The sequence below is a fragment of the Bradyrhizobium sp. USDA 4354 genome (genome assembly GCF_054060315.1).
Genome location: NZ_JBSSDC010000001.1, coordinates 7,176,810 through 7,197,230, shown reverse-complemented (window position 1 = coordinate 7,197,230; position 20,421 = coordinate 7,176,810). Strand labels below are relative to the sequence as shown.

The 20,421-nt window shown below is 65.1% G+C and carries 18 protein-coding genes and 1 pseudogene; 14 read left to right on the top strand and 5 right to left on the bottom strand.

Annotation, left to right across the window (positions count from 1 at the left end):
- Window positions 1-203: 203 nt before the first annotated feature.
- From ACVIIV_RS33425 to ACVIIV_RS33410, 4 genes and pseudogenes are all read left to right on the top strand, one after another.
- Window positions 204-1,968 (top strand): annotated as a pseudogene (locus ACVIIV_RS33425) (ABC transporter ATP-binding protein).
- Between the two features lie 58 nt (window positions 1,969-2,026).
- The gene (locus tag ACVIIV_RS33420; RefSeq protein WP_456747987.1) at window positions 2,027-4,231 is read left to right on the top strand and encodes an amylo-alpha-1,6-glucosidase; all 2,205 of its coding nucleotides are present in this window, start codon (window positions 2,027-2,029) and stop codon (window positions 4,229-4,231) included.
- 23 nt (window positions 4,232-4,254) lie between these two features.
- On the top strand, window positions 4,255-4,770 hold the full coding sequence (locus ACVIIV_RS33415; RefSeq protein WP_456747986.1) for a PRC-barrel domain-containing protein: 516 nt from the start codon (window positions 4,255-4,257) through the stop codon (window positions 4,768-4,770).
- 23 nt (window positions 4,771-4,793) lie between these two features.
- Window positions 4,794-6,071, top strand: coding sequence for an MFS transporter (locus ACVIIV_RS33410; RefSeq protein ID WP_456747985.1), 1,278 nt, complete (start codon window positions 4,794-4,796; stop codon window positions 6,069-6,071).
- Between the two features lie 64 nt (window positions 6,072-6,135).
- Here ACVIIV_RS33410 and ACVIIV_RS33405 read toward each other — a convergent pair whose 3' ends face one another.
- The 4 genes from ACVIIV_RS33405 to fixL form a co-directional block, all read right to left on the bottom strand.
- Complete coding sequence (locus tag ACVIIV_RS33405) at window positions 6,136-6,834, bottom strand: helix-turn-helix domain-containing protein (RefSeq protein ID WP_456747984.1); 699 nt, start codon at window positions 6,832-6,834, stop codon at window positions 6,136-6,138.
- Between the two features lie 103 nt (window positions 6,835-6,937).
- Window positions 6,938-7,357 (bottom strand): response regulator transcription factor, encoded by a 420-nt coding sequence (locus ACVIIV_RS33400; protein WP_456747983.1) that lies wholly within the window; start codon window positions 7,355-7,357, stop codon window positions 6,938-6,940.
- A gap of 43 nt (window positions 7,358-7,400) precedes the next feature.
- A complete protein-coding gene (fixJ, locus tag ACVIIV_RS33395) occupies window positions 7,401-8,018 on the bottom strand; it encodes a response regulator FixJ (protein ID WP_456747982.1) in 618 nt (205 codons plus the stop codon).
- A gap of 3 nt (window positions 8,019-8,021) precedes the next feature.
- Window positions 8,022-9,539, bottom strand: a complete 1,518-nt coding sequence (gene fixL / locus ACVIIV_RS33390; RefSeq protein ID WP_456747981.1) for a sensor protein FixL — start codon at window positions 9,537-9,539, stop codon at window positions 8,022-8,024.
- 215 nt (window positions 9,540-9,754) lie between these two features.
- Here fixL and ACVIIV_RS33385 point away from each other — a divergent pair, with 215 nt between their 5' ends.
- The 10 genes from ACVIIV_RS33385 to ccoS all read left to right on the top strand — a co-directional run bounded on the left by ACVIIV_RS33385 (window position 9,755) and on the right by ccoS (window position 19,157).
- Complete coding sequence (locus tag ACVIIV_RS33385; RefSeq protein ID WP_456747980.1) at window positions 9,755-10,588, top strand: universal stress protein; 834 nt, start codon at window positions 9,755-9,757, stop codon at window positions 10,586-10,588.
- Window positions 10,589-10,626: 38 nt separating this feature from the next.
- Window positions 10,627-11,052: a CBS domain-containing protein gene (locus tag ACVIIV_RS33380; protein ID WP_456747979.1), complete on the top strand. Its 426-nt coding sequence runs from the start codon at window positions 10,627-10,629 to the stop codon at window positions 11,050-11,052.
- 192 nt (window positions 11,053-11,244) lie between these two features.
- On the top strand, window positions 11,245-12,894 hold the full coding sequence (gene ccoN / locus ACVIIV_RS33375; RefSeq protein WP_456747978.1) for a cytochrome-c oxidase, cbb3-type subunit I: 1,650 nt from the start codon (window positions 11,245-11,247) through the stop codon (window positions 12,892-12,894).
- A 12-nt stretch (window positions 12,895-12,906) separates the two neighbouring features.
- Complete coding sequence (ccoO, locus tag ACVIIV_RS33370; protein WP_456747977.1) at window positions 12,907-13,641, top strand: cytochrome-c oxidase, cbb3-type subunit II; 735 nt, start codon at window positions 12,907-12,909, stop codon at window positions 13,639-13,641.
- A gap of 13 nt (window positions 13,642-13,654) precedes the next feature.
- Complete coding sequence (locus ACVIIV_RS33365) at window positions 13,655-13,819, top strand: cbb3-type cytochrome oxidase subunit 3 (protein WP_028135114.1); 165 nt, start codon at window positions 13,655-13,657, stop codon at window positions 13,817-13,819.
- Window positions 13,820-13,825: 6 nt separating this feature from the next.
- Window positions 13,826-14,701, top strand: a complete 876-nt coding sequence (gene ccoP / locus ACVIIV_RS33360) for a cytochrome-c oxidase, cbb3-type subunit III (RefSeq protein WP_456747976.1) — start codon at window positions 13,826-13,828, stop codon at window positions 14,699-14,701.
- 120 nt (window positions 14,702-14,821) lie between these two features.
- The gene (gene ccoG / locus ACVIIV_RS33355) at window positions 14,822-16,288 is read left to right on the top strand and encodes a cytochrome c oxidase accessory protein CcoG (protein ID WP_456747975.1); all 1,467 of its coding nucleotides are present in this window, start codon (window positions 14,822-14,824) and stop codon (window positions 16,286-16,288) included.
- A 15-nt stretch (window positions 16,289-16,303) separates the two neighbouring features.
- A complete protein-coding gene (locus ACVIIV_RS33350; protein WP_456747974.1) occupies window positions 16,304-16,789 on the top strand; it encodes a FixH family protein in 486 nt (161 codons plus the stop codon).
- Between the two features lie 11 nt (window positions 16,790-16,800).
- Window positions 16,801-18,990: a cation-translocating P-type ATPase gene (locus tag ACVIIV_RS33345; protein WP_456747973.1), complete on the top strand. Its 2,190-nt coding sequence runs from the start codon at window positions 16,801-16,803 to the stop codon at window positions 18,988-18,990.
- Window positions 18,990-19,157 carry a cbb3-type cytochrome oxidase assembly protein CcoS gene (gene ccoS / locus ACVIIV_RS33340; RefSeq protein WP_456747972.1) on the top strand — a complete coding sequence of 56 codons (168 nt, stop codon included), beginning with the start codon at window positions 18,990-18,992 and terminating at the stop codon, window positions 19,155-19,157. The genes ACVIIV_RS33345 and ccoS overlap by 1 nt, the downstream gene beginning before the upstream one ends.
- Here ccoS and ACVIIV_RS33335 read toward each other — a convergent pair.
- On the bottom strand, window positions 19,154-20,356 hold the full coding sequence (locus tag ACVIIV_RS33335) for an MFS transporter (RefSeq protein ID WP_456747971.1): 1,203 nt from the start codon (window positions 20,354-20,356) through the stop codon (window positions 19,154-19,156). The two genes, ccoS and ACVIIV_RS33335, sit on opposite strands and share 4 nt — an antisense overlap.
- Window positions 20,357-20,421 lie beyond the last annotated feature (65 nt).

Below are 20,421 nucleotides of genomic sequence, written 5' to 3'. Positions count from 1 at the left end.
ACGTTCCCGCACCTGCGAAGTTCCTTCCCCCAAACGTTACATATTCGACACGTCGGGAGATCGTCGCGATGCTGCCACTACATCTTCGCAGATCGTCCGCATCCGCATGTCGTGATGAGCTTGCCCGGGAACCGAGGCGAAGTGGTCGATGTTCACTCGACCAGTGACGAAAACGAAAATCAACATAACGGGGCGATAGCCATATGGATCAGCTTTCTGGATACGCGCGCAGGCCATTTGCCTTTGTCTTGCGCTATCTTCGGCGTCGTCTCGCGTCGCATTTGCTGATCCTGACCGCGGTCGTGGCGGCCGTTGCCTGCTCCGTGGGCACCCAGTATGGCGTCAAATCTCTGGTCGACAGCCTGTCCGCCGGACCATCATATGGTGGTAGCGTATGGCTGGCATTCATTTTACTCATGTCGCTGATCGCGGCCGACAACTTCCTGTGGCGGATTGCGAGCTGGACGGCGAGCTTCACCTTCGTTCGTGTCACGGGTGATTTACGCCGTGACATATTTCGTCATCTGACCGGACATGCGCCGAGCTACTTCTCGGACCGGATGCCCGGCATGCTGACGAGCCGTATCACGGCGACGTCGAACGCGGTGTTCACCGTCGAAAACATGTTTGTCTGGAACGTGTTGCCGCCCTGCATAGCCACAGTTGCGGCAATTGCCTTGATTGGAACCGTCAGTCCTTACATGGCGCTCGGGCTGATCGTGATCGCCGGCGGCATGGTGGTTGCGATGTTTCGTCTGGCAGCCGCCGGCAAGCCGCTGCATGACGATTTCGCCGACAAGGCGGCGGTGGTCGACGGCGAAATGATCGACGTCATCAGCAACATGCCGCTGGTGCGCGCCTTCTGCGGGATCAGCCACGAGCATGAGCGGTTCGACGCGACGGTGAACCAGGAGCTGACCGCGCGAAGCCGCAGCCTGCGTTATCTGGAAAAGCTGCGGCTGTTGCATGCCGCTATAACCGTGCTTTTGACGATTGCGCTGATGGCCTGGGCGATCTCGCTCTGGCAGAAGGGCGAGGCGACGACCGGTGACGTCGTACTGGTCTGTACGCTTGGCATCTCCATCCTGAGCGCCACGCGCGATCTCGCAGTGGCGCTGGTCGACGTCACCCAGCACGTCGCACGGCTGACCGAGGCGATCGCCACGCTGCTGGTGCCGCACGAGCTGCGCGATCACCCCGAGGCCGAGCCGCTGGTGAAGAGCGGCGCCGCGATCGCATACAACAACGTCACCTTCGGCTATACCCGGCGGCGAGAAGATCTTCGAGCGGTTCAGCCTGCGCCTCCAGCCCGGCCAGCGTGTCGGACTGGTCGGGCAGTCCGGCGGCGGCAAATCGACGCTGTTCACGCTGCTCCAGCGCTTCTACGACGTCGACGATGGCAGTATCACCATCGACGGCCAGGACATCTCGAAGGTGACGCAGCTGAGCCTGCGCGAGGCGATTTCCGTCGTGCCGCAGGACATTTCCTTGTTTCATCGCTCGATTCGCGAGAACATCCGCTATGGTCGGCCGAACGCGACCGACGACGAGGTGCTGCGCGCGGCGATCGCGGCGCGCTGCGACTTCGTCGAGAGTCTGCCTGACGGTCTCGACACCATGGTCGGCGACCGCGGCGTCAAGATGTCCGGCGGCCAGCGCCAGCGCATCGCCATCGCGCGCGCCTTCCTGAAGGATGCGCCGATCCTGCTGCTGGACGAGGCGACTGCCGCGCTCGACAGCGAGTCCGAGGAGGCGATCCGCGAGGCGCTGTCGCGCCTGATGCGCGGCCGCACCGTGGTCGCGATCGCGCATCGGCTCGCGACGCTGCGCAATTTCGACCGCGTGGTGGTGCTGAGGAATGGTAAGATCATCGAGGACGGCTCGCCCGAGCGTCTGATGCAGGGCCATGGGCCGTATCGCGAGCTGATCACGCAGGAAATGAGCCGGCTCGCGCAAGCTGCCGCGTAAACCAACGGTCGCGTTCTCGAGTCGGTTGCGTTTCGAAACAAGCGCAGGGGAGCAGCTCATGTCGGCTGAAGCCGTAACCCAATTCGCCTCCGTGACGCGGACCTCGGAGCAGGTCGCGGAACAACCTTTTTACATTCCGATGACCGGGCCGTCGGCGCGGCCGCGGCGTTCACTGAAGCACGACGACACTTTCATCGTGCTCGACAGCCATGGCGACATCGGCGCGTCCGCCGGCGGGCCGGATGGCCTGTTTCATCACGATACGCGCTATCTCGCGCGGCTCGAGCTCGTGCTCGATGATCTCCAGCCACTGCTGCTCGGCTCGAACCTGCGCGACGACAATTCGGCCTTGACCGTCGACCTCACCAATCCGGACATCTACCGGCAGGGCAGCCTCGTTCTGCAAAAGGACCTGCTGCACATCGTGCGCACGATCTTCCTGTGGCGCGGCACGGCCTATCAGCGCATCGGGGTACAGAACCATGGCGACCGGCGCAGCAGCTTCGACCTGACGCTGCTATTCGGCAATGACTTCGCCGATTTGTTCGAGGTTCGCGGCGAGCGGCGACCGCGCCGCGGGATCGGAACGAGCCGGCTGCTCGGGTCGACCGACGTCCTGTTCGAATATCGCGGCCTCGATGACGCCGAACGGACCACCGGACTGCATTTCGATCCGCGTCCGACGCGGCTCTCGGCCAATGCCGCGACCTGGGAGCTCGACCTGGAGCCGCACCAGACCAAATCGCTTTTCGTGGCGGTGTCCTGCAACCGGCCGGTGACTGAAAAGCCGGTGCGGTTCTTCCCGGGTCTGCTGGCGCACCGCCGCGAGATGCGACATCAGGCGGTAGGCGCTGCCAGCATCGAGACCTCCAACAATATCTTCAACGAGGTGCTGTGCCAGGCCATGGCCGACCTCAACATGCTGATGACCGAGACGCCGCAGGGGCGTTATCCCTATGCCGGCATCCCCTGGTATTCGACGACGTTCGGGCGCGACGGGCTCATCACCGCGCTCCAGATGCTCTGGGTCGATCCGCGCGTCGCCAAAGGCGTCTTGCGCCGGCTCGCGCATTTCCAGGCCACGGCGATCGATCCGTTCGCGGACGCCGCGCCCGGAAAGATCCTGCACGAGATGCGCGGCGGCGAGATGGCGGCGCTCGGGGAGGTGCCGTTCGCGCACTACTACGGCAGCGTCGATTCGACCGCGCTGTTCGTGCTGCTGGCGGGAAGCTATTTCGAGCGCACCGGCGACGAAGCCACGTTGATCGAGCTGTGGCCGGCGATCGAGGCGGCGCTGGCCTGGATCGACGGTCCCGGCGACCCCGACCAGGACGGCTTCGTCGAATACCAGCGCGCGACCGAGAAGGGGCTGGCCAACCAGGGCTGGAAGGATTCCTACGACGCGATCTTCCATGCCGACGGCCAGCTTGCAGAGGGCAATATCGCGCTCGCGGAGGTCCAGGGCTACGTCTTTGCCGCCAAGCAGCTCGCCGCGCGTTGCGCGCTGCGGCTCGGCAAGCCGGATCGCGTGCGCAAGCTCGAGGCCGAAGCCAGGGCGCTCGCCGAGCGCTTCGAGAAGGCGTTCTGGTGCGAGGAGCTCGGCACCTATGCGCTCGCGCTCGACGGCAAGAAGCGGCCCTGCAAGGTCAGGACCTCGAATGCCGGTCAGGTCCTGTTCAGCGGCATGATCCGCGAGGACCGCGCGCGCCTCGTCGCTGCCGATCTGCTGCGGCCGCATTTCTTCTCGGGCTGGGGCATCCGCACCGTCGCGCAAGGCGAGGTGCGCTACAACCCGATGTCCTATCATGACGGGTCGGTCTGGCCGCACGACAATGCGCTGATCGCGCTCGGGCTCGCGCGCTACGGCCTCAAGCACTCGGTGGCGCACGTCTTCAAGGGGCTGTTCGATGCCGCGACCTACATGGATCTGCGCCGGCTGCCCGAATTGTTCTGCGGCTTCCGCCGCGAGAAGCGGCGCGGCCCGACGCTCTATCCGGTCGCCTGCGCGCCGCAGGCCTGGGCCAGCGCGACGCCGTTCACGTTGCTGGAGGCGGCGCTCGGCCTCGAGTTCGACGTGGCGCGGGGCGAGATTCGCCTGCGCAACCCGCATCTGCCGGCGTTCCTCAACGAGGTGATCCTGCGCGATCTGCGCCTGGGCCAGTCCAGCGTCGATCTTCGCGTCAGCCGGCACGGCGACGACGTGGCGCTCGAGGTAGTGCGCACACGCGGCCAGATCCAGGTCTCGATCGTTCTGGCGCGCTAACGGCGCGTCGTGAGGAGGGTGTCATGCGTGCGATCGGAGCGTTGATCCTGGGTGTGGCGATCGCGGTGGCCATCGCACCGTCGCGCGCCGCGGAGGATCAGCCCGCAGGCCAGAATGAAGCGAATGCGCCGCCGACGGCACAGCCGCCGGCCTCGACCGTTCCGGTGACGCCCAAGGACGCCGCGCCGCCACCCTCGGTGACCATCATCGGCGCGAGCGAGGCTCACGGCGTGCTCGGCCGCGACGTTCGCAGCGCCGCCGGCGAGGACATGGGCCGCATCGTCGACGTCATCGTCGATCGGACCGGTCATGTCCGCGCCGCGGCGATCGATTTCGGCGGTTTCCTCGGCGTCGGCAGCCGCAAGATCGTGGTGGACTGGAACGCGCTGCGCTTCGGCAAGATCGCCAACAAGAAGGACAGCATCACGTTGGAATTGACCAAGGCGCAGGTCGCGGCCGCGCCGGAATACAAGGAAGATACGCCGATCGTCGTGCTCGGCGCGTCCGGCAGCCTTCAGCCGCTGCGAGCGATCCAGTGAGGTGCAGGGAGGGCTGACCGCCCGTGCTGTTGTCGAGGAAGCCGAACCATGCAGATCGCGGCGGCCGCGTCGAGCAGGACAAGGTCGCTGCTGCAGGCATTCCGGCGCCGTCGCGCCAGAGCCTGCGCGGCCTCGACTGGTTCATCTTCTTCCTCGCCGACGTGCAGACCGGATTCGGTCCCTTCATCGCGGTCTATCTGACGACGCAGAAATGGACCCAGGTCGAGATCGGCCTCGTGCTGTCGATCGGCGGCATCGTCGCCCTGATCGGCCAGATGCCCGGCGGCGCGATCATCGATGCCGCGAAATCGGAGCGTCTCGTCGCCGCCCTCGCGATTGCGACCATCGGCGCCTGTGCGCTGGCTTATGCCGCGATGCCGATCTTCCCCGTCGTGGTCACTGCCGCCACGCTGCATGCGATGGCGAGTTGCGTGCTCGGGCCCGCGATTGCGGCGATCAGCCTCGGTCTCGTCGGTCCGCTCGCGATCGGCGAGCGGCTCGGCCGCAACGCGCGCTTCGCTTCGCTGGGCAACGGCGTCGCGGCGGCCGTGATGGGCACGGCGGGCTATCTCCTGTCGAGCCGCTCGGTGTTCCTGGTCACCTTCCTGCTCGCGATCCCGACCCTGATCGCGCTGTCGCGCATCCGCGAGGAGGAGGTCGACATCAGGCGCTGCCATGGTGAGATGCCGCCCGAAGCCGCCGACCGCGGCGATACCAATGTCTGGCACCTGATCCGGCAGCGTCCGCTCATCGTCTTCGCGCTCAGCGTGCTGCTGTTGCAGCTCGCGAACGCCGCGATGATGCCGCTGATGGCGAGCGCGGTGACGGCGCGGTCCAGCCAGTGGGCGACAGTGCTGGTCGCCTTCTGCATCGTCGTCCCGCAAGCGATCGTGGCGCTGCTGTCGCCGACGGTCGGGCGCAAAGCGCAGCTCTGGGGCCGGCGGCCGCTGCTGCTGATCGGATTCGGCGCGCTGGCGATTCGCGGCCTCTTGTTTGCGACGGTGCGCGATCCGTATCTCCTGGTGCTCGTGCAAGTGTTTGATGGCATTACCGCGGCGGTATTCGCGGTGATGATCCCGCTGATCGTCGCCGACGTCGCCTTCGGCAGCGGCCATTTCAATCTGGCGCAAGGGATCGTCGGCACCGCAACGGGCATCGGCGCGTCGCTGAGCACGGTGCTCGGCGGCTATGTCAGCGACAAGTTCGGCAACGCCACGGCGTTCATCGGGCTGTCCGGCGTTGCCGCAACGGGGCTCCTTCTGATCCTGCTGATGATGCCGGAAACCCGGCGCACGGTATGACCGCGGCAAAGAAAAAGCCGGCCGAAACGGGTTCGGCCGGCCAAGTCGATAGGGAGGAGGAAGATCAGGCGTCGAGATTGTGCAGGCGCTGGCGGTTGCGCAGCACGATCTGGCGGGCGCCGGAGAAGCCGAGAATGCCCTGGGCGTGAAGCTGCGACAGCGCGCGCGACACGGTTTCGAGGGTGAGGCCGAGATAGTCGCCGATGTCGCGGCGGCACATCGGCAGCGCCATCATGCCGGCAACGGCGAGGCGGCGGTCCATTTCGAGCAGGAAGGTCGCAACACGCTCCATCGCGGTCTTGCGGCCCAGCAGCAGCATGTGGTCCTCGGCATGGCGAAGCTCGCCGGCGGTCATCGCCCAGAGCTTGCGGGCAACCTGCACGTCGGTGCCGGCGGCCTTCTCGAGGCTGGCGCGCTTCACGAGGCGCACGGTGGTGTCGATGATGGCTTCTGCGGCGAGGCGGTGAGTGGGACCGGATTCGAGACCGAACACGTCGCCGGGGAGATGGAAGGCGCCGATCTGACGGCGACCGTCGGAGAGAAGCTTGTAACTGCGCACCGCGCCGGTGACGACCTGATAGACATATTCGGCCGCCTCGTCCTCGCCATAGATCTCCTCGTCCTTGCCGTAGGAGAACTCGGTGGCGACCAGGCCGACATGGCCCGTGATCGCGCCGAACTGGTCGCTAACGGGGTGGGCAGGGGCTATCTTGCCACCGATTTGGGTGTTGATCGCCTTGTTGTTGATTGTCTGGGTCAGCATCTGCGCCATCTCCGTTGTGATGGCGATTTAGTACGCGGTATCGGGTGCTTCGAAAATTTCGCGAGATATCTTAAGGGGGGTGCCTTACGTAGAATCCCGTAGGTCAGGCGCGGGGGCGGTCCTGGGTGGCGTGGCGGATGCACTTGACCAGGTTTTCGTCGAGAAGCGGCTTCAAAACCACGTCTTTGATGCCCGCCGTCGCAGCCCGGGCGGAGATATGCTCGTCGGGATAGCCGGTGATCAGGATCACAGGCGCGTCGCGGTCGGATTGGCGCAGGCGGCCGGCCAGCTCGATGCCATTGATGTCCGGCATCTTGTAGTCGATGACGTAGCAGTCCGGCGCAGGCGCGCCGCTGACATTGAGCAGCGCCGTGCCGCTCCTGAAGGTCCGCACGGCGAAGCCGTCGGTCTCCAGCAGGAACCGCAGGGATCCCAGGACGGCGGCATCATCGTCGACCACAAAGACGGTGGGTTGTGCGGGGGACGACGACGGGCGCACACGATGTGAGCTGACCTCGATCATGCTGTCCGATTAGCATGGCGCCGGGAAGACGCCTTGACTTGCCTCAATCGTTGAGCATGCCCGCGCGCATCGCCAGCCGGACCAGTTCCGAGAGGCTGCTCGCCTGCATCTTGGTCATCACGTTGGCCCGGTAGACCTCGATGGTCCGCGGGCTGATGTCGTATTCGCGGGCGATGAGCTTGTTGGAGAGGCCCGCGATCAGCCCTTCCATGACCTGGCGCTCCCTGGGACTCAAGGATGCGACGCGGGCGGCGATGTCCTGCGCGACGGCCTCGCTCTTGGCGGCGGGCTCGGCCTGGCGGATCGCCGAATCGATCATGGCGGTGAGACGGTCGTCATCGAACGGCTTTTCCAGGAAATCGACTGCCCCGAGCTTCATCGCCTCGACCGCGAGCGGCACGTCGCCGTGACCGGTCATGATCAGGATCGGGAACGGGCTTTGCTGCGCCTTCATCCGCTTCAGCAGCTCGATCCCGTCGAGGCCGGGCATGCGCACGTCGGAGACGACGCAGCCGAACTTAAGGCTGGGCAGGGCTTCGAGGAAGGCGAGCGCGTCGTCGAACAGGGTGACGGCGAAGCCGGCGGAATCCAGCAGGAAACTCAGCGAGTCCCGCATCGCTGCGTCGTCGTCGATGACGTAGACATTTCCCTTGGTCGTCATGAATCAGCTCTCGTCGGTTGCCGGCAAGGTGAAACGGAATGTCGCTCCGCCCGCCGCGTTGCTTTCGGCCCACATGCGGCCGCCGTGAGCCTCGATGATCGAGCGGCTGATGGACAGTCCCACGCCCATGCCAGTGTCCTTGGTGGTGAAGAAGGTCTGGAACAGATTTGGAATGACGTCTTCCCGGAAGCCGATGCCGGTGTCGGAAACCTCCACCTCGATCATGCCGTCGCCGACACGCGTGTTGGCGACGACGAGCTCGCGCTGCGGCGACTGCGCCATCGCTTCGAGCGCGTTGCGGAACAGGTTGACCAGCACCTGCTGAATCTGCACCCGGTCGGCGAGGACGAGATCGGCGTCAGGATCGAGGCTGAAGCGGAGCTGCACGTTCTGCTCGCGCGCGCCGGCGAGCCCGAGCGCGCCGGCTTCCTCGATCAGCTTGGACAGGCTCTCGACCCGCTTCTCCGATTCGCCGCGGGAGACGAAGTCGCGCAGGCGGCGGATGATCTGACCGGCGCGCAATGCCTGCTCCGCGGCCCGATCCAGCGCGCTTTCGACCTTCGGCATGTTGGGATCGCTGCTGCCGGCGAGGAGGCGCCGCGATCCCTTCATGTAATTGCTGATCGCCGCCAGCGGCTGGTTGAGCTCGTGGGCGAGCGCGGAAGCCATTTCCCCCATCGCTGTCAACCGCGACACGTGCACGAGCTCGGATTGCAACTCCTGGAGCCGCGCCTGAGTCTGCTGATGCTCGGTGAGATCGCGCACGAAGCCGGTGAAATAAGGCTCGCCCGCGCGTTGCGTCTGTCCGACGGACAGGTGCATCGGAAAAGTCGTGCCGTCGCGGCGTTTGCCCGTCACGATCCGGCCGATGCCGATGATGTGCGGATCGTTCGTCCTGAGATAGCGCGCGAGATAGCCGTCATGACGCGACTGATCCGGCTCCGGCATGAGAATGCTCACGTTCCGGCCAATGGCTTCCTGCCTGCTGTAGCCGAACAGCCGCTCCGCGGCGCTGCTGAAGAGCTGCATGATGCCGCGTGAATCGATGACGATCATGGCGTCAGGCACCGTCTCGAGAATCGAGCGAAGATGATTCTCCTGGGAGCGCAGATTCTCCTCGAGCTGCTTTTCCTCGTTGATATCGAGAAATATCCCGCTGAGGTGACGCGGCGTGCCCGTATCGTCCCGGATCACACCGGCTCTGGCCCGGATCCATTGACCGCTCCCGGAAGCGCCGCCGACCTTGAAGGACAGGTCAAGTCCCCCGCCGCCTTCCGAGGTGCGCCCGATCGCCTTCAGGAGGTGGTCGCGATCGCTCGGCTCCAGCAGCGAAAGAAAGAGATCGTAGCTGACGGCCTGATCCCGCTCGAGGCCGAACAGCCGCTTGGCCGTGTCCGACCATTCAAGTTCGCGCGTCTGCAGATCAAGATCCCAGGTTCCGACCCCGAATCCCTCGATGCGGACCCGGAAATGATCGCCCCGGCCATCGTCAGCCGGATGGGTCTCGCGGGTCGGCGCCAAGCTCTGCTCCTATCCTGGGCGGGCGGGCAGGATGCCTTTACCGCTCCCGCAATTTCGCCCAAGGCTCGCTTGGAGGCAAGCGCGGACGTTGAATTCACTGGCGGATTTCCCACTGAACGGCGAGCGAGCCAGAAGCGCTTGCTTTGATCTATCTCAGCCTGCCGCGCGGCAGCAGGTTTAGCATTCAAAAAAAATGGTGATGCTGGAGATACCTTATGACATACGCGACCGTCATGGTCAGCTTGGCGCTCGATCAGCCCAACGAGGCGCGTCTTCAGGTCGCGGGGGAGCTCGCCGAATGCTTCGAGGCCGCCATCGTCGGGGTCGCCGCGGCGCAGTTCGTGCCGCCGCTCTATTTCACCGACGGCACCGAGGCGCAAGCGCTGATCGATGAGGGCGAAGCTTCGGTCAAACGGCGGCTGGCCGGCCTGGAAGCACAATTCCGCGCGGCCGTGAAGAATCGCGGCGGACATGTGGAGTGGCGCAGCGCCATGGATTTTCCGGCACGATTCGTCCTGGCGCAGGCGCGTTGCGCCGACATCGTCGTCAGCGGAGGGCAAAGCCCGGCCTTCTCCGACGCTTTCTCGCGCGCGAGCCCGAAGGACCTGGTGATGCAGGCCGGCCGTCCGCTTCTCGTCGTCCCCGACCGGGCCAATTGGCTGGACTTGCGCAACGTGCTGGTGGCGTGGAAGGACACGCCGGAGGCGCGGCGGGCGGTGGTCGACGCGCTGCCGATGCTGCGCAAGGCGAGGGACGTCACCATTGTCGAAATTCCAGAGCAGGGCGACGACCGTTCGGCGGTGATGACCGGCGTCACCGACGTTGCCGCCTGGCTCGGCCGTCACGGCGTCACCGCGACCGCACGCGTCTCGAAAGCCGCGGGAAACGAACCCCCCGCTGCGCAGTTGGAGAAAGTCGCCGGCGACGTCGGCGCCGGCCTGATCGTCGCGGGTGCCTATGGTCATTCGAGATTTCGCGAGCTGATCCTGGGAGGCGTCACCCAGTATCTGGTCACGCAAACCGCTCGCAGCGTGCTGCTGTCGCACTGAGCGCCGGCCCGTCAATATGGAATCGAGGAGGACGCGCCGTGTACAGATTTCTTGAACAGACCGTCGACGGCTACATGACGCGCAACGTCAAAACGGTGCAGCGTAGCCTCGACTTGTTCCAGCTCAGCGAGATGTTCGAGACCGACGATTTCAACAGCTATCCGGTCGAAGACGACGGGCAAGTGGTCGGCATCGTCACCAAATTCGACATCCTGAAGTGCTTTGCCTTCACGCCGAGCCAGATGTTGCCGCGCTACGATGACCTGATGAGCCGCAAGGTCGGCGACGTCATGACGCCCGAGTTCATCTATGTCAGCCCCGACACGCGGCTCACTCGCGTGCTCCAGATCATGGCCGAGCACCGCATCAGGAGCATCATCGTGCTCGACGGTGCACAGAAGCTGGTCGGCATCATTGCCCGTGAGGACGTCATCGCGGCGCTCAAGGCGACGGCGCGGAACTGACGCGAAGCTCTGGATCCTGCGGTTCCAACCTCCGTGATTTCACGGAGGTTGCTGCCCTCTCCCGCAAGGGGAGGGGGCGCATCAACTGACAGCCGCCTCACATTAACAGAAATCCATCCATCTTGATTTCAATCAATTCCCCGCGAGGGTGAATGTGGTTTCTGGCAGCGTGTTCTTTCAGAGAGAATCCGCATGAGCCAGCCCTCCATCTCCAAATCCATGACCATCGGTGAAAGCGGCCTGGCTGTCGTGTTCGCAGTCACCGCTTTCCTCTGCGTGATCGCCTCGGCCAAGGCGCTCGATGCGCCCTTCGCCTTCCACGCCGCGCTCAGCGCGGCGGCGAGCGTGATTGCGGTGTTCGTCATCGTCAACCGCTATTTCGAGCGGCCGGCGGCGTTGCCGCCGGCGGAGCTCAACGGCCGCCCGAACTACAACATGGGGCCGATCAAGTTCTCCGCCTTCATGGCGATGTTCTGGGGCATTGCCGGATTTCTCGTCGGCCTCATCATCGCCTCGCAGCTGGCCTGGCCCGCGCTGAATTTCGATCTGCCCTGGACCAGCTTCGGCCGCCTGCGGCCGCTGCACACCTCCGCCGTGATCTTCGCCTTCGGCGGCAACGTGTTGATCGCCACCTCCTTCTACGTGGTGCAGAAGTCCTGCCGCGCGCGCCTTGCCGGCGACCTCGCGCCGTGGTTCGTCGTGGTGGGCTACAACTTCTTCATTCTGATCGCGGGCACCGGCTATCTGCTCGGCGTCACCCAGTCGAAGGAATATGCCGAGCCGGAATGGTACGCCGATTTGTGGCTGACCATCGTCTGGGTCGTCTATCTGCTCGTCTTCCTTGCCACCATCTTCAAGCGCAAGGAGCCGCACATCTTCGTCGCGAACTGGTTCTACCTCGCCTTCATCGTGACGATCGCGGTCCTGCATCTCGGCAACAATCCCGCGCTCCCCGTCTCGGTGTTCGGCTCGAAGTCCTACATCGCCTGGGGCGGCATCCAGGACGCCATGTTCCAGTGGTGGTACGGCCATAACGCGGTCGGCTTCTTCCTGACCGCCGGCTTCCTCGCCATCATGTACTACTTCATCCCGAAGCGTGCCGAGCGGCCGATCTATTCCTACCGGCTCTCGATCATCCACTTCTGGGCGCTGATCTTCCTCTACATCTGGGCGGGTCCCCACCATCTGCACTACACGGCGCTGCCGGACTGGACGCAGACGCTGGGCATGACCTTCTCGATCATGCTGTGGATGCCCTCCTGGGGCGGCATGATCAACGGCCTGATGACGCTGTCGGGCGCCTGGGACAAGCTGCGCACCGATCCCGTGCTGCGCATGCTCGTGGTCTCCGTCGCCTTTTACGGCATGTCGACCTTCGAGGGCCCGATGATGTCGATCAAGGTGGTCAACTCGCTCAGCCATTACACCGACTGGACCATCGGCCACGTCCACTCCGGCGCGCTCGGCTGGGTCGGCTTCGTCTCCTTCGGCGCGCTCTATTGCCTGGTGCCGTGGGCCTGGAATCGCAAGGGCCTCTACAGCCTGAAGCTCGTCAACTGGCACTTCTGGATCGCCACGCTCGGCATCGTTCTCTACATCTCGGCGATGTGGGTGTCCGGCATCCTCCAGGGCCTGATGTGGCGCGCCTACACCTCGCTCGGCTTCCTCGAATATTCCTTCATCGAGACCGTCGAGGCGATGCACCCCTTCTACATCATCCGCGCCGCCGGCGGCGGCCTGTTCCTGATCGGCTCGCTGATCATGGCCTACAATCTCTGGATGACGGTTCGCGTCGGCGAACAGGAAGTCCAGATGCCCGTCGCTCTTCAGCCGGCGGAGTGAGGAGCTCAAGCAATGTCGTTCTGGACACGCCACCAAATCTTCGAAAAGAACTCGATCATTCTGATCGTCGGCATCCTGCTGGTAATCGCGATCGGCGGTCTCGTCGAGATCACCCCGCTGTTCTACCTCAAGAGCACGATCGAGAAGGTCGACGGCGTCAGGCCCTACACGCCGCTGGAACTCGCCGGACGCAACGTCTACGTCCGCGAGGGCTGTTATCTCTGCCATTCGCAGATGGTCCGGCCCTTGCGCGACGAGGTCGAGCGCTACGGCCACTTCTCGCTCGCCGCCGAGAGCATGTACGATCACCCGTTCCAGTGGGGCTCCAAGCGCACCGGTCCGGATCTTGCGCGCGTCGGCGCCAAATATTCCGACGACTGGCACGTCACCCATCTCACCAACCCGCGCGCCATCGTGCCGCAATCGGTGATGCCGGGCTATCCGTTCCTCAGCAAGACCGAGGTCGATCCGGATGCGATCGCGGGCGACATGCGCACGCTCAGCACCGTCGGGGTACCCTATAGCGACGAGCAGATCGCCAATGCCGCCGCCGACCTGAAGGCCCAGGCCGATCCGGACAATGCCGGCACCGACGCCTTCACCAAGCGCTATGCCAAGGCGGTGGTGCGCAATTTCGACGGCAAGACCGGCACGCCGACGGAGATGGACGCGCTCGTCGCGTACCTGCAGATGCTCGGCACGCTGGTCGACTTCAAGATCTACAACGAGAAAGCCAATCTTCGCTGAGAAGGCATCAACGATGAAAGCCATCCTGACCGTCCATAATCTTGCGTCCGATCTCGTGACGACGATCTGGACCCCGGTGTTCGTCGCGATCTTTCTCGCGATCATCGCCTACGCATTCTGGCCCCGTAACAAGGCTGTGTTCGACAAAGCAGCGCACCTGCCGTTGCGGGAGGAGTAGAGAACCATGACCGATCATTCTAGCGACATCGATTCCGTCTCCGGCAAGTCCACGACCGGACACGAGTGGGACGGGATCAAGGAGCTCAACACACCGCTGCCGCGCTGGTGGGTCATCTGCTTCTACCTCACCATCGTCTGGTCGATCGGCTACTGGATCGTCTATCCGGCCTGGCCGCTGATCTCCAGCAACACCACGGGCATGTTCGGCTACTCCTCGCGCGCCGACGTCGCGGTCGAGCTCGCCAATCTCGAGAAGATCCGCGGTGACAAGATGGCGGCGCTGGGCGCGGCCTCGCTCGCCGACATCGAGAAGGACCCGGCTCTGCTGGCGCTCGCCCGCGCCAAGGGCAAGACCGTGTTCGGTGACAATTGCGCGCCGTGCCACGGCTCCGGTGCCGCCGGTGCCAAGGGCTATCCGAACCTGAACGATGACGAGTGGCTGTGGGGCGGCACGCTCGACCAGATCATGCAGACCATCCAGTTCGGCGCGCGTTCGGGCCATGCCAAGACGCATGAGGGCCAGATGCTCGCCTTCGGCAAGGACGGCGTGCTGAAGAGCGACGAGATCGTCACGGTCGCCAATTACGTGCGGTCGCTGTCGGGCCTTTCCACCCGCAACGGATTTGATCCCGCCAGGGGCCAGAAGATCTTTGCGGAGAATTGCGTCGCCTGCCATGGCGACGCCGGCAAGGGCAACCAGGAGATGGGCGCACCTGATCTGACCGACAAGATCTGGCTCTACGGCTCCGACGAGGCGAGCCTGATCGAGACCATCAGCCAGGGCCGCGCCGGCGTGATGCCGGCCTGGGAAGGACGGCTCGATCCCGCCACCATCAAGGCGATGGCGGTCTACGTCCACTCGCTCGGCGGCGGCAAATAGGCCGATCCACGACCGACGACTTCCGGCGGGGGCGAAGAAAAGCGCCCCCGTTTGCGTTGGATCAAGGGACCTGCCGGCGCCGGGTCTAGGTTCAATCGCACCTATCGAGAAGATCCCGCGATGAACAAGACCGTCAACCCGAACGATCTCAAGCCAGCCGACGATGTCGGGCCGCTGTACGCGGCCCGTAAGAAGGTCTACCCCCAGAGCGTCTCCGGTACGTTCCGCCGGACCAAGTGGGCTCTGATGGCGATCTGCCTCGGCGTCTACTATTTGCTGCCCTTCGTGCGCTGGAATCGCGGCCTCGGCGCGCCCAGCCAGGCGGTGCTGATCGATCTGCCCAACAGCCGCTTCTACTTCTTCTTCATCGAGCTGTGGCCGCAGGAAGTCTACTACTTCACCGGCCTCTTGATCGTCGCCGCAGTGGCGCTGTTCTTGATGAACTCCATCGGCGGCCGCATCTGGTGCGGCTATCTCTGTCCGCAGACCGTCTGGACCGACCTGTTCTATGCCGTCGAGCGCCTGATCGAGGGCGACCGGCGCGAGCGGATGAAAAAGGATGCGTCGGCCGACCCGATGAAGCTCGAGCGCATCTCCGAGATCGTGCTCAAGCATTCGATCTGGCTCATGATCGCTTGGTGGACCGGCGGCGCCTGGGTGCTCTACTTCAACGACGCCCCGACCCTGGTGAAGGAGCTCGTCACCTTCCAGGCGCCTATGATCGCCTATGTCTGGATCGGCATCCTCACTACGACGACCTATCTGCTCGCCGGCTACATGCGCGAGCAGGTCTGCACCTATATGTGTCCGTGGCCGCGGATCCAGGCGGCGCTGACCGACGAATGGGCGCTCAACGTCACCTACCGCTACGACCGCGGCGAGAAGCGCACGTCAGTGAAGAAGGCCGCCGAGCTGCGCGCGCTCGGCCAGCAGGTCGGCGATTGCGTCGATTGCTACCAGTGCGTCGCGGTATGCCCGACCGGCATCGACATCCGCAACGGACCGCAGATGGAATGCATCCAGTGCGGCCTCTGCATCGATGCCTGCGACAACGTGATGACCAAGATCGGCCGGCCCAAGCGACTGATCGGCTACGACAACGACATCAACATCCATCGCCGCCAGGAAGGCAAGGCGCCGATCTACCGGATCGTCCGCGCCCGCACCATCGTCTACAGCGCGATCATCGCGGCGGTCGGCGGCTTCATGATCTATACGCTGGCGACGCGCAGCCTGCTCGACGTCAACGTGCTGCATGACCGCAACCCGGTCGCGGTCAAGCTCAGCGACGGCTCGATCCGCAACGCCTACACGGTCCGGCTGCTGAACAAGAGCGGGTACGACCGCGCCATCGCCATCGACGTGGAGGGGCCGGTCAATCCCACGATGCACGTCGTCGGCGTCGATTCGGTGACGCCGGATCGGCCGATCATCGTGATTCCGCGCGACTCCACCAGCGAGCTACGGCTGCTCGTCACCGCACCGGCCGAAAACAATCCAGAGAAGTCGATTCCGGTCCGCTTCCACGTCATGGATATCGGACTGGGTATCGCCGCGAGCGCCACCGACAATTTCGTCGCGCCGTAAATCCAGGAGACCATCATGTCATCCAAGCCGCTGACCGGAACCAAGGTCTTCCTGATGCTGGTCGCTTTCTTCGGCCTCGTGATCGGCGTCAACGCGACCATGATGAAGCTCGCGATCGCGACGCTGCCCGGCACCGATGTCGACAGCCCCTATGCCGCGGGCCTCGTCTATGACCGCGAGATCTCGGCAGCGCAGGACCAGGCCGCGCGCAAATGGAAGGTCAACGCCCATATCGAGCGCCGAAACGACGGCGGCGCCTCGGTCCAGGTCGAGGCCCGCGATGCCGGCGGCCAGCCGATCTCCGGGCTGAGGTTCGGCGGCCGGCTGGAGCGGCCGACCGACAAGCGCGCCGATCTCGCCGTCGAGCTCACCGAAGCCGGCATCGGTCTCTATCGCGGCAATGCGGCGTCCGTCGCGCCGGGGCAATGGGACCTGGTGATCGAGGGCGAGGCGCGGGGGACCCGCGTGTTCCTGTCGCGCAACCGCGTGATCCTGAACTGAAGGATTTTGTCATGCAGGTCACGCGCGATTTCTCTCACTATGTTCGCGATGCGGGCGAGGGCCTCCGGCATATCGATCTCGCGGTCGAGGGCGTTCACTGCGCCGGTTGCATGGCGAAGATCGAGCGCGGGCTGTCCGCCATTCCCGATGTCACGCTGGCGCGTGTCAACCTCACCGACCGCCGCGTCGCGCTGGAATGGAAAGCGGGCACGCTCGACCCCGGCCGATTCATCGATCGGCTCGAGGAGCTCGGCTACAAGGCCTATCCGTTCGAGACCGAGAGCGCGGAGGTGGCCGAGGTCGCCGAATCGCGGTTCCTGCTGCGGTGCCTCGGGGTTGCGGCATTCGCCACCATGAACGTGATGATGCTGTCGATCCCGGTGTGGTCGGGCAACGTCTCCGACATGCTGCCCGAGCAGCGCGATTTCTTCCACTGGCTGTCGGCGCTGATCGCCTTGCCCGCGGCGGCCTATGCCGGCCAGCCGTTCTTCCGCTCGGCCTGGCGCGCGCTGTCGGCGAAGACCACCAACATGGACGTGCCGATCTCGATCGGCGTGATCCTGGCGCTCGGCATGTCCGTGGTCGAGACCATCCATCACGCCGAGCATGCCTATTTCGACGCCGCGATCATGCTGCTGACCTTCCTCTTGGTCGGCCGTTTCCTCGACCAGAACATGCGGCGGCGGACCCGCGCGGTCGCCGGCAATCTCGCGGCGCTGAAGGCGGAGACGGCTGCGAAGTTCGTGGGTCCCGACGAGATCTCGCAGGTGCCGGTGGCCGCGATCAATCCGGGCGACATCGTGCTGCTCAGGCCCGGCGAGCGCTGTGCGGTGGACGGCACCGTGATCGAGGGGCGTTCCGAGATCGACCAGAGCCTGATCACCGGCGAGACGCTCTATGTCACGGCGGAGCGGGGCACGCCGGTCTATGCGGGCTCGATGAACATCTCCGGCACGCTGCGGGTGCGAGTCTCGGCCGCGTCCGAGGCGACGCTGCTCGCCGAGATCACGCGGCTGCTCGACAACGCGCTCCAGGCGCGCTCGCGTTACATGCGCCTCGCCGACCGTGCCTCGCGGCTCTACGCGCCGGTGGTGCACGCGACCGCGCTTCTGACTATCCTCGGCTGGGTCATCGCCGGCGCGAGCTGGCATGATGCGATCGTGACCGGCGTCGCCGTGCTGATCATCACCTGTCCCTGCGCGCTCGGGCTCGCGATCCCGACCGTGCAGACGGTGGCCTCGGGCGCGATGTTTAGGGCGGGTGTGCTGCTCAATGCGGGTGATGCGATCGAGCGGCTGGCCGAAGCCCACCATGTCATCTTCGACAAGACCGGGACGCTGACGCTGCCCGAGCTCGAAGTCATGAATGCCGCCGACATCCCCGCCGATATTTTCGAGCTCGCCGGCCGGCTCGCGCTGTCGAGCCATCATCCGGTCGCAGCCGCCGTCGCTCAGGCTGCCGCTGCGAAGTCTCCGATCGTCGGCGCGGTGGAGGAGGCCGGGCAGGGTGTCCGCGCGACCGTCGACGGCGTCGAGCTTCGCCTTGGGCGACCGTCCTTCTGCGGTGCCGAGGCGCTGGTCGGCGGCGCCACGCTCGATCCCGAAGCCTCCATCGTGGCTTTCAGCAAGGGCACCGCAAAATTCATCCTTTCCGTCCGCCAGGGCCTGCGTCCGGATGCACAGGCCGTGATCGCGGCGCTGCAGGCGCGAAACATCGGCATCGAGATCCTGTCCGGCGACCGCGAGCCGGCGGTGAAGGCGGCGGCGCACGCGCTCGGCGTTCCCGAATGGCGCGCCGGCGTCACGCCTGCCGACAAGATCGCGCGGATCGAGGAACTGAAACGGCGCGGCACCAAAGTGCTGATGGTCGGCGACGGCATGAACGACGCGCCCTCGCTCGCGGCGGCCCATGTCTCGATGTCGCCGATCTCGGCCGCGCATCTCAGCCAGGCCACTGCCGATCTCGTCTTTCTCGGCCGGCCGCTGGCCCCGGTGGTTGCCGCCATCGACGCGTCGCGCAAGGCGCTGCATTTGATGCGGCAGAACCTCTGGCTTGCGATCGGCTACAACGTCCTGGCGGTGCCGGTTGCGATCAGCGGCGTCGTGACGCCACTGATTGCGGCTGCCGCCATGAGCGGGTCGTCGATCCTGGTGATGCTGAACTCGCTGCGCGCCCGCAGCGCCTCGCGGGAGATCGTGTGATGGAGATCCTGGTCATCCTGGTCCCGCTGGCGCTCATGCTCGGAGGTGCCGGTCTCGTCGCTTTCCTCTGGTCGCTTAGGAGCGGCCAGTACGACGATCTCGACGGCGCCGCCTGGCGCGCCATCGCCGACGACGAGCCGTCGCAGGAAGCTCCAGTCAAGCGCTAGCGTTTGAGGGCGAATGTAAGTAGGGCTGCGGTCGCGAGTGCCGCGCCCACGCCGAATACGCACGCCTGCCATCCGAAAGCGTCGAACAGGCGGCCGAGCACGGCCGTACCGACCAGCCCGCCGCAGAAATAACATGCAAGATAAGCCCCGCTGGCGATGCCGCGATTGTCGGCTGCGGCCTGTCCGACGAAGCCAGTCGCGGCGGCCTGCGCGAAGAATGTGCCGACTCCGACCAGGACCATGCCGACGAGGACTTCGCCGAGATGCGGCGCCAGCATCAATGGCAGGCCTAACCCGGCAACGGCGAGCGCGCCCCAGATCGTCGGCCGCGTTCCCAGCCGCGCGGCCACCTTGCCGGCCAGAAGCGTGGTGACGACAGACGGCAGGAAGACGAAATAGACGAGGCCGAGATCCATCATGCCCAGCGACAGCGGCGGCCGCACCAGCACGAAGTTGACGTAGGTGAAGGTGCCGATGAAGGCGAACAGGATGCAGAAACCGATGCCGAAGGCGGCGCGCAGTTGCGGATTGCGCCAAAGCGCGAGGGTGGCGGAAAGGGGCGAAGCCGCCGGCATCATCGCGTGCATCGGCCGCATGTGCTGGATGGTGAAATGGACCAGCACCGCGCCGGCCAGATTGAGCGCCGCGAAGAAATAGAAATTCCAGGCGAGACCGAGGCTATCGGCCACGGCCGCCGAGATCAGCCGGCCGACAAGGTTGCTGGCGACATTGCCGGTGATGTAGGCGGCAAACGCACTTCCGGCGTCCGTGGCACTGCATTGCTCGCCGAGATGGGCAAGAGTGAGCGCAAAGGCGGAGGCCATGCAGAGGCCCTGCGCGACCCGCAAGGCGGTGAAGACGGCAAGGTTTGGCGCGGACGCCAGCAGGCTGGTAGGGATCGCAAGCAGCATCAGGCTGAGCAGGATGCCGGTCCGGCGATCGATATGCGGGCTAAAGAAGCCGACGACGAGGCTCGCGGCGGCCATGCCGAACGTGCTGGCGTTGACGGCGAAGCCCATTGCCGCGGGTGTGACGCCATAGTGCCGCGTCAACGAGGGCAGGATCGCCTGCGTCGCGAACAGGTCGACGACCGTCAGGAAGGCGGTGAGGCCGATCACGAGCGATCGAAATACAAGACCCGGCGAGTGCGCTTCCAACGTCATCGCGCCCGGTTTGATGGGAGCGAAAAGGTCGGTCATGGCGTGCATCTCCTTCGACTGTCATTCCGGGCTGGTGCGAACGGGACCGCAAAGCGGCCCGGAGC

Excerpts from the sequence above, each read along its gene's own strand:
- ACVIIV_RS33345 (WP_456747973.1), top strand. The coding sequence starts at position 16,801 with ATGCAGGTCACGCGCGATTTCTCTCACTATGTTCGCGATGCGGGCGAG.
- ccoS (WP_456747972.1), top strand. The coding sequence starts at position 18,990 with ATGGAGATCCTGGTCATCCTGGTCCCGCTGGCGCTCATGCTCGGAGGT.
- ACVIIV_RS33385 (WP_456747980.1), top strand. The coding sequence starts at position 9,755 with ATGACATACGCGACCGTCATGGTCAGCTTGGCGCTCGATCAGCCCAAC.
- fixJ (WP_456747982.1), bottom strand. The coding sequence starts at position 8,018 with ATGACGACCAAGGGAAATGTCTACGTCATCGACGACGACGCAGCGATG.
- ACVIIV_RS33420 (WP_456747987.1), top strand. The coding sequence starts at position 2,027 with ATGTCGGCTGAAGCCGTAACCCAATTCGCCTCCGTGACGCGGACCTCG.
- ACVIIV_RS33335 (WP_456747971.1), bottom strand. The coding sequence starts at position 20,356 with ATGACCGACCTTTTCGCTCCCATCAAACCGGGCGCGATGACGTTGGAA.
- ccoO (WP_456747977.1), top strand. The coding sequence starts at position 12,907 with ATGTCGTTCTGGACACGCCACCAAATCTTCGAAAAGAACTCGATCATT.
- ccoG (WP_456747975.1), top strand. The coding sequence starts at position 14,822 with ATGAACAAGACCGTCAACCCGAACGATCTCAAGCCAGCCGACGATGTC.
- ACVIIV_RS33415 (WP_456747986.1), top strand. The coding sequence starts at position 4,255 with ATGCGTGCGATCGGAGCGTTGATCCTGGGTGTGGCGATCGCGGTGGCC.
- ACVIIV_RS33350 (WP_456747974.1), top strand. The coding sequence starts at position 16,304 with ATGTCATCCAAGCCGCTGACCGGAACCAAGGTCTTCCTGATGCTGGTC.
- ccoP (WP_456747976.1), top strand. The coding sequence starts at position 13,826 with ATGACCGATCATTCTAGCGACATCGATTCCGTCTCCGGCAAGTCCACG.
- ACVIIV_RS33365 (WP_028135114.1), top strand. The coding sequence starts at position 13,655 with ATGAAAGCCATCCTGACCGTCCATAATCTTGCGTCCGATCTCGTGACG.
- ccoN (WP_456747978.1), top strand. The coding sequence starts at position 11,245 with ATGAGCCAGCCCTCCATCTCCAAATCCATGACCATCGGTGAAAGCGGC.
- ACVIIV_RS33400 (WP_456747983.1), bottom strand. The coding sequence starts at position 7,357 with ATGATCGAGGTCAGCTCACATCGTGTGCGCCCGTCGTCGTCCCCCGCA.
- ACVIIV_RS33405 (WP_456747984.1), bottom strand. The coding sequence starts at position 6,834 with ATGCTGACCCAGACAATCAACAACAAGGCGATCAACACCCAAATCGGT.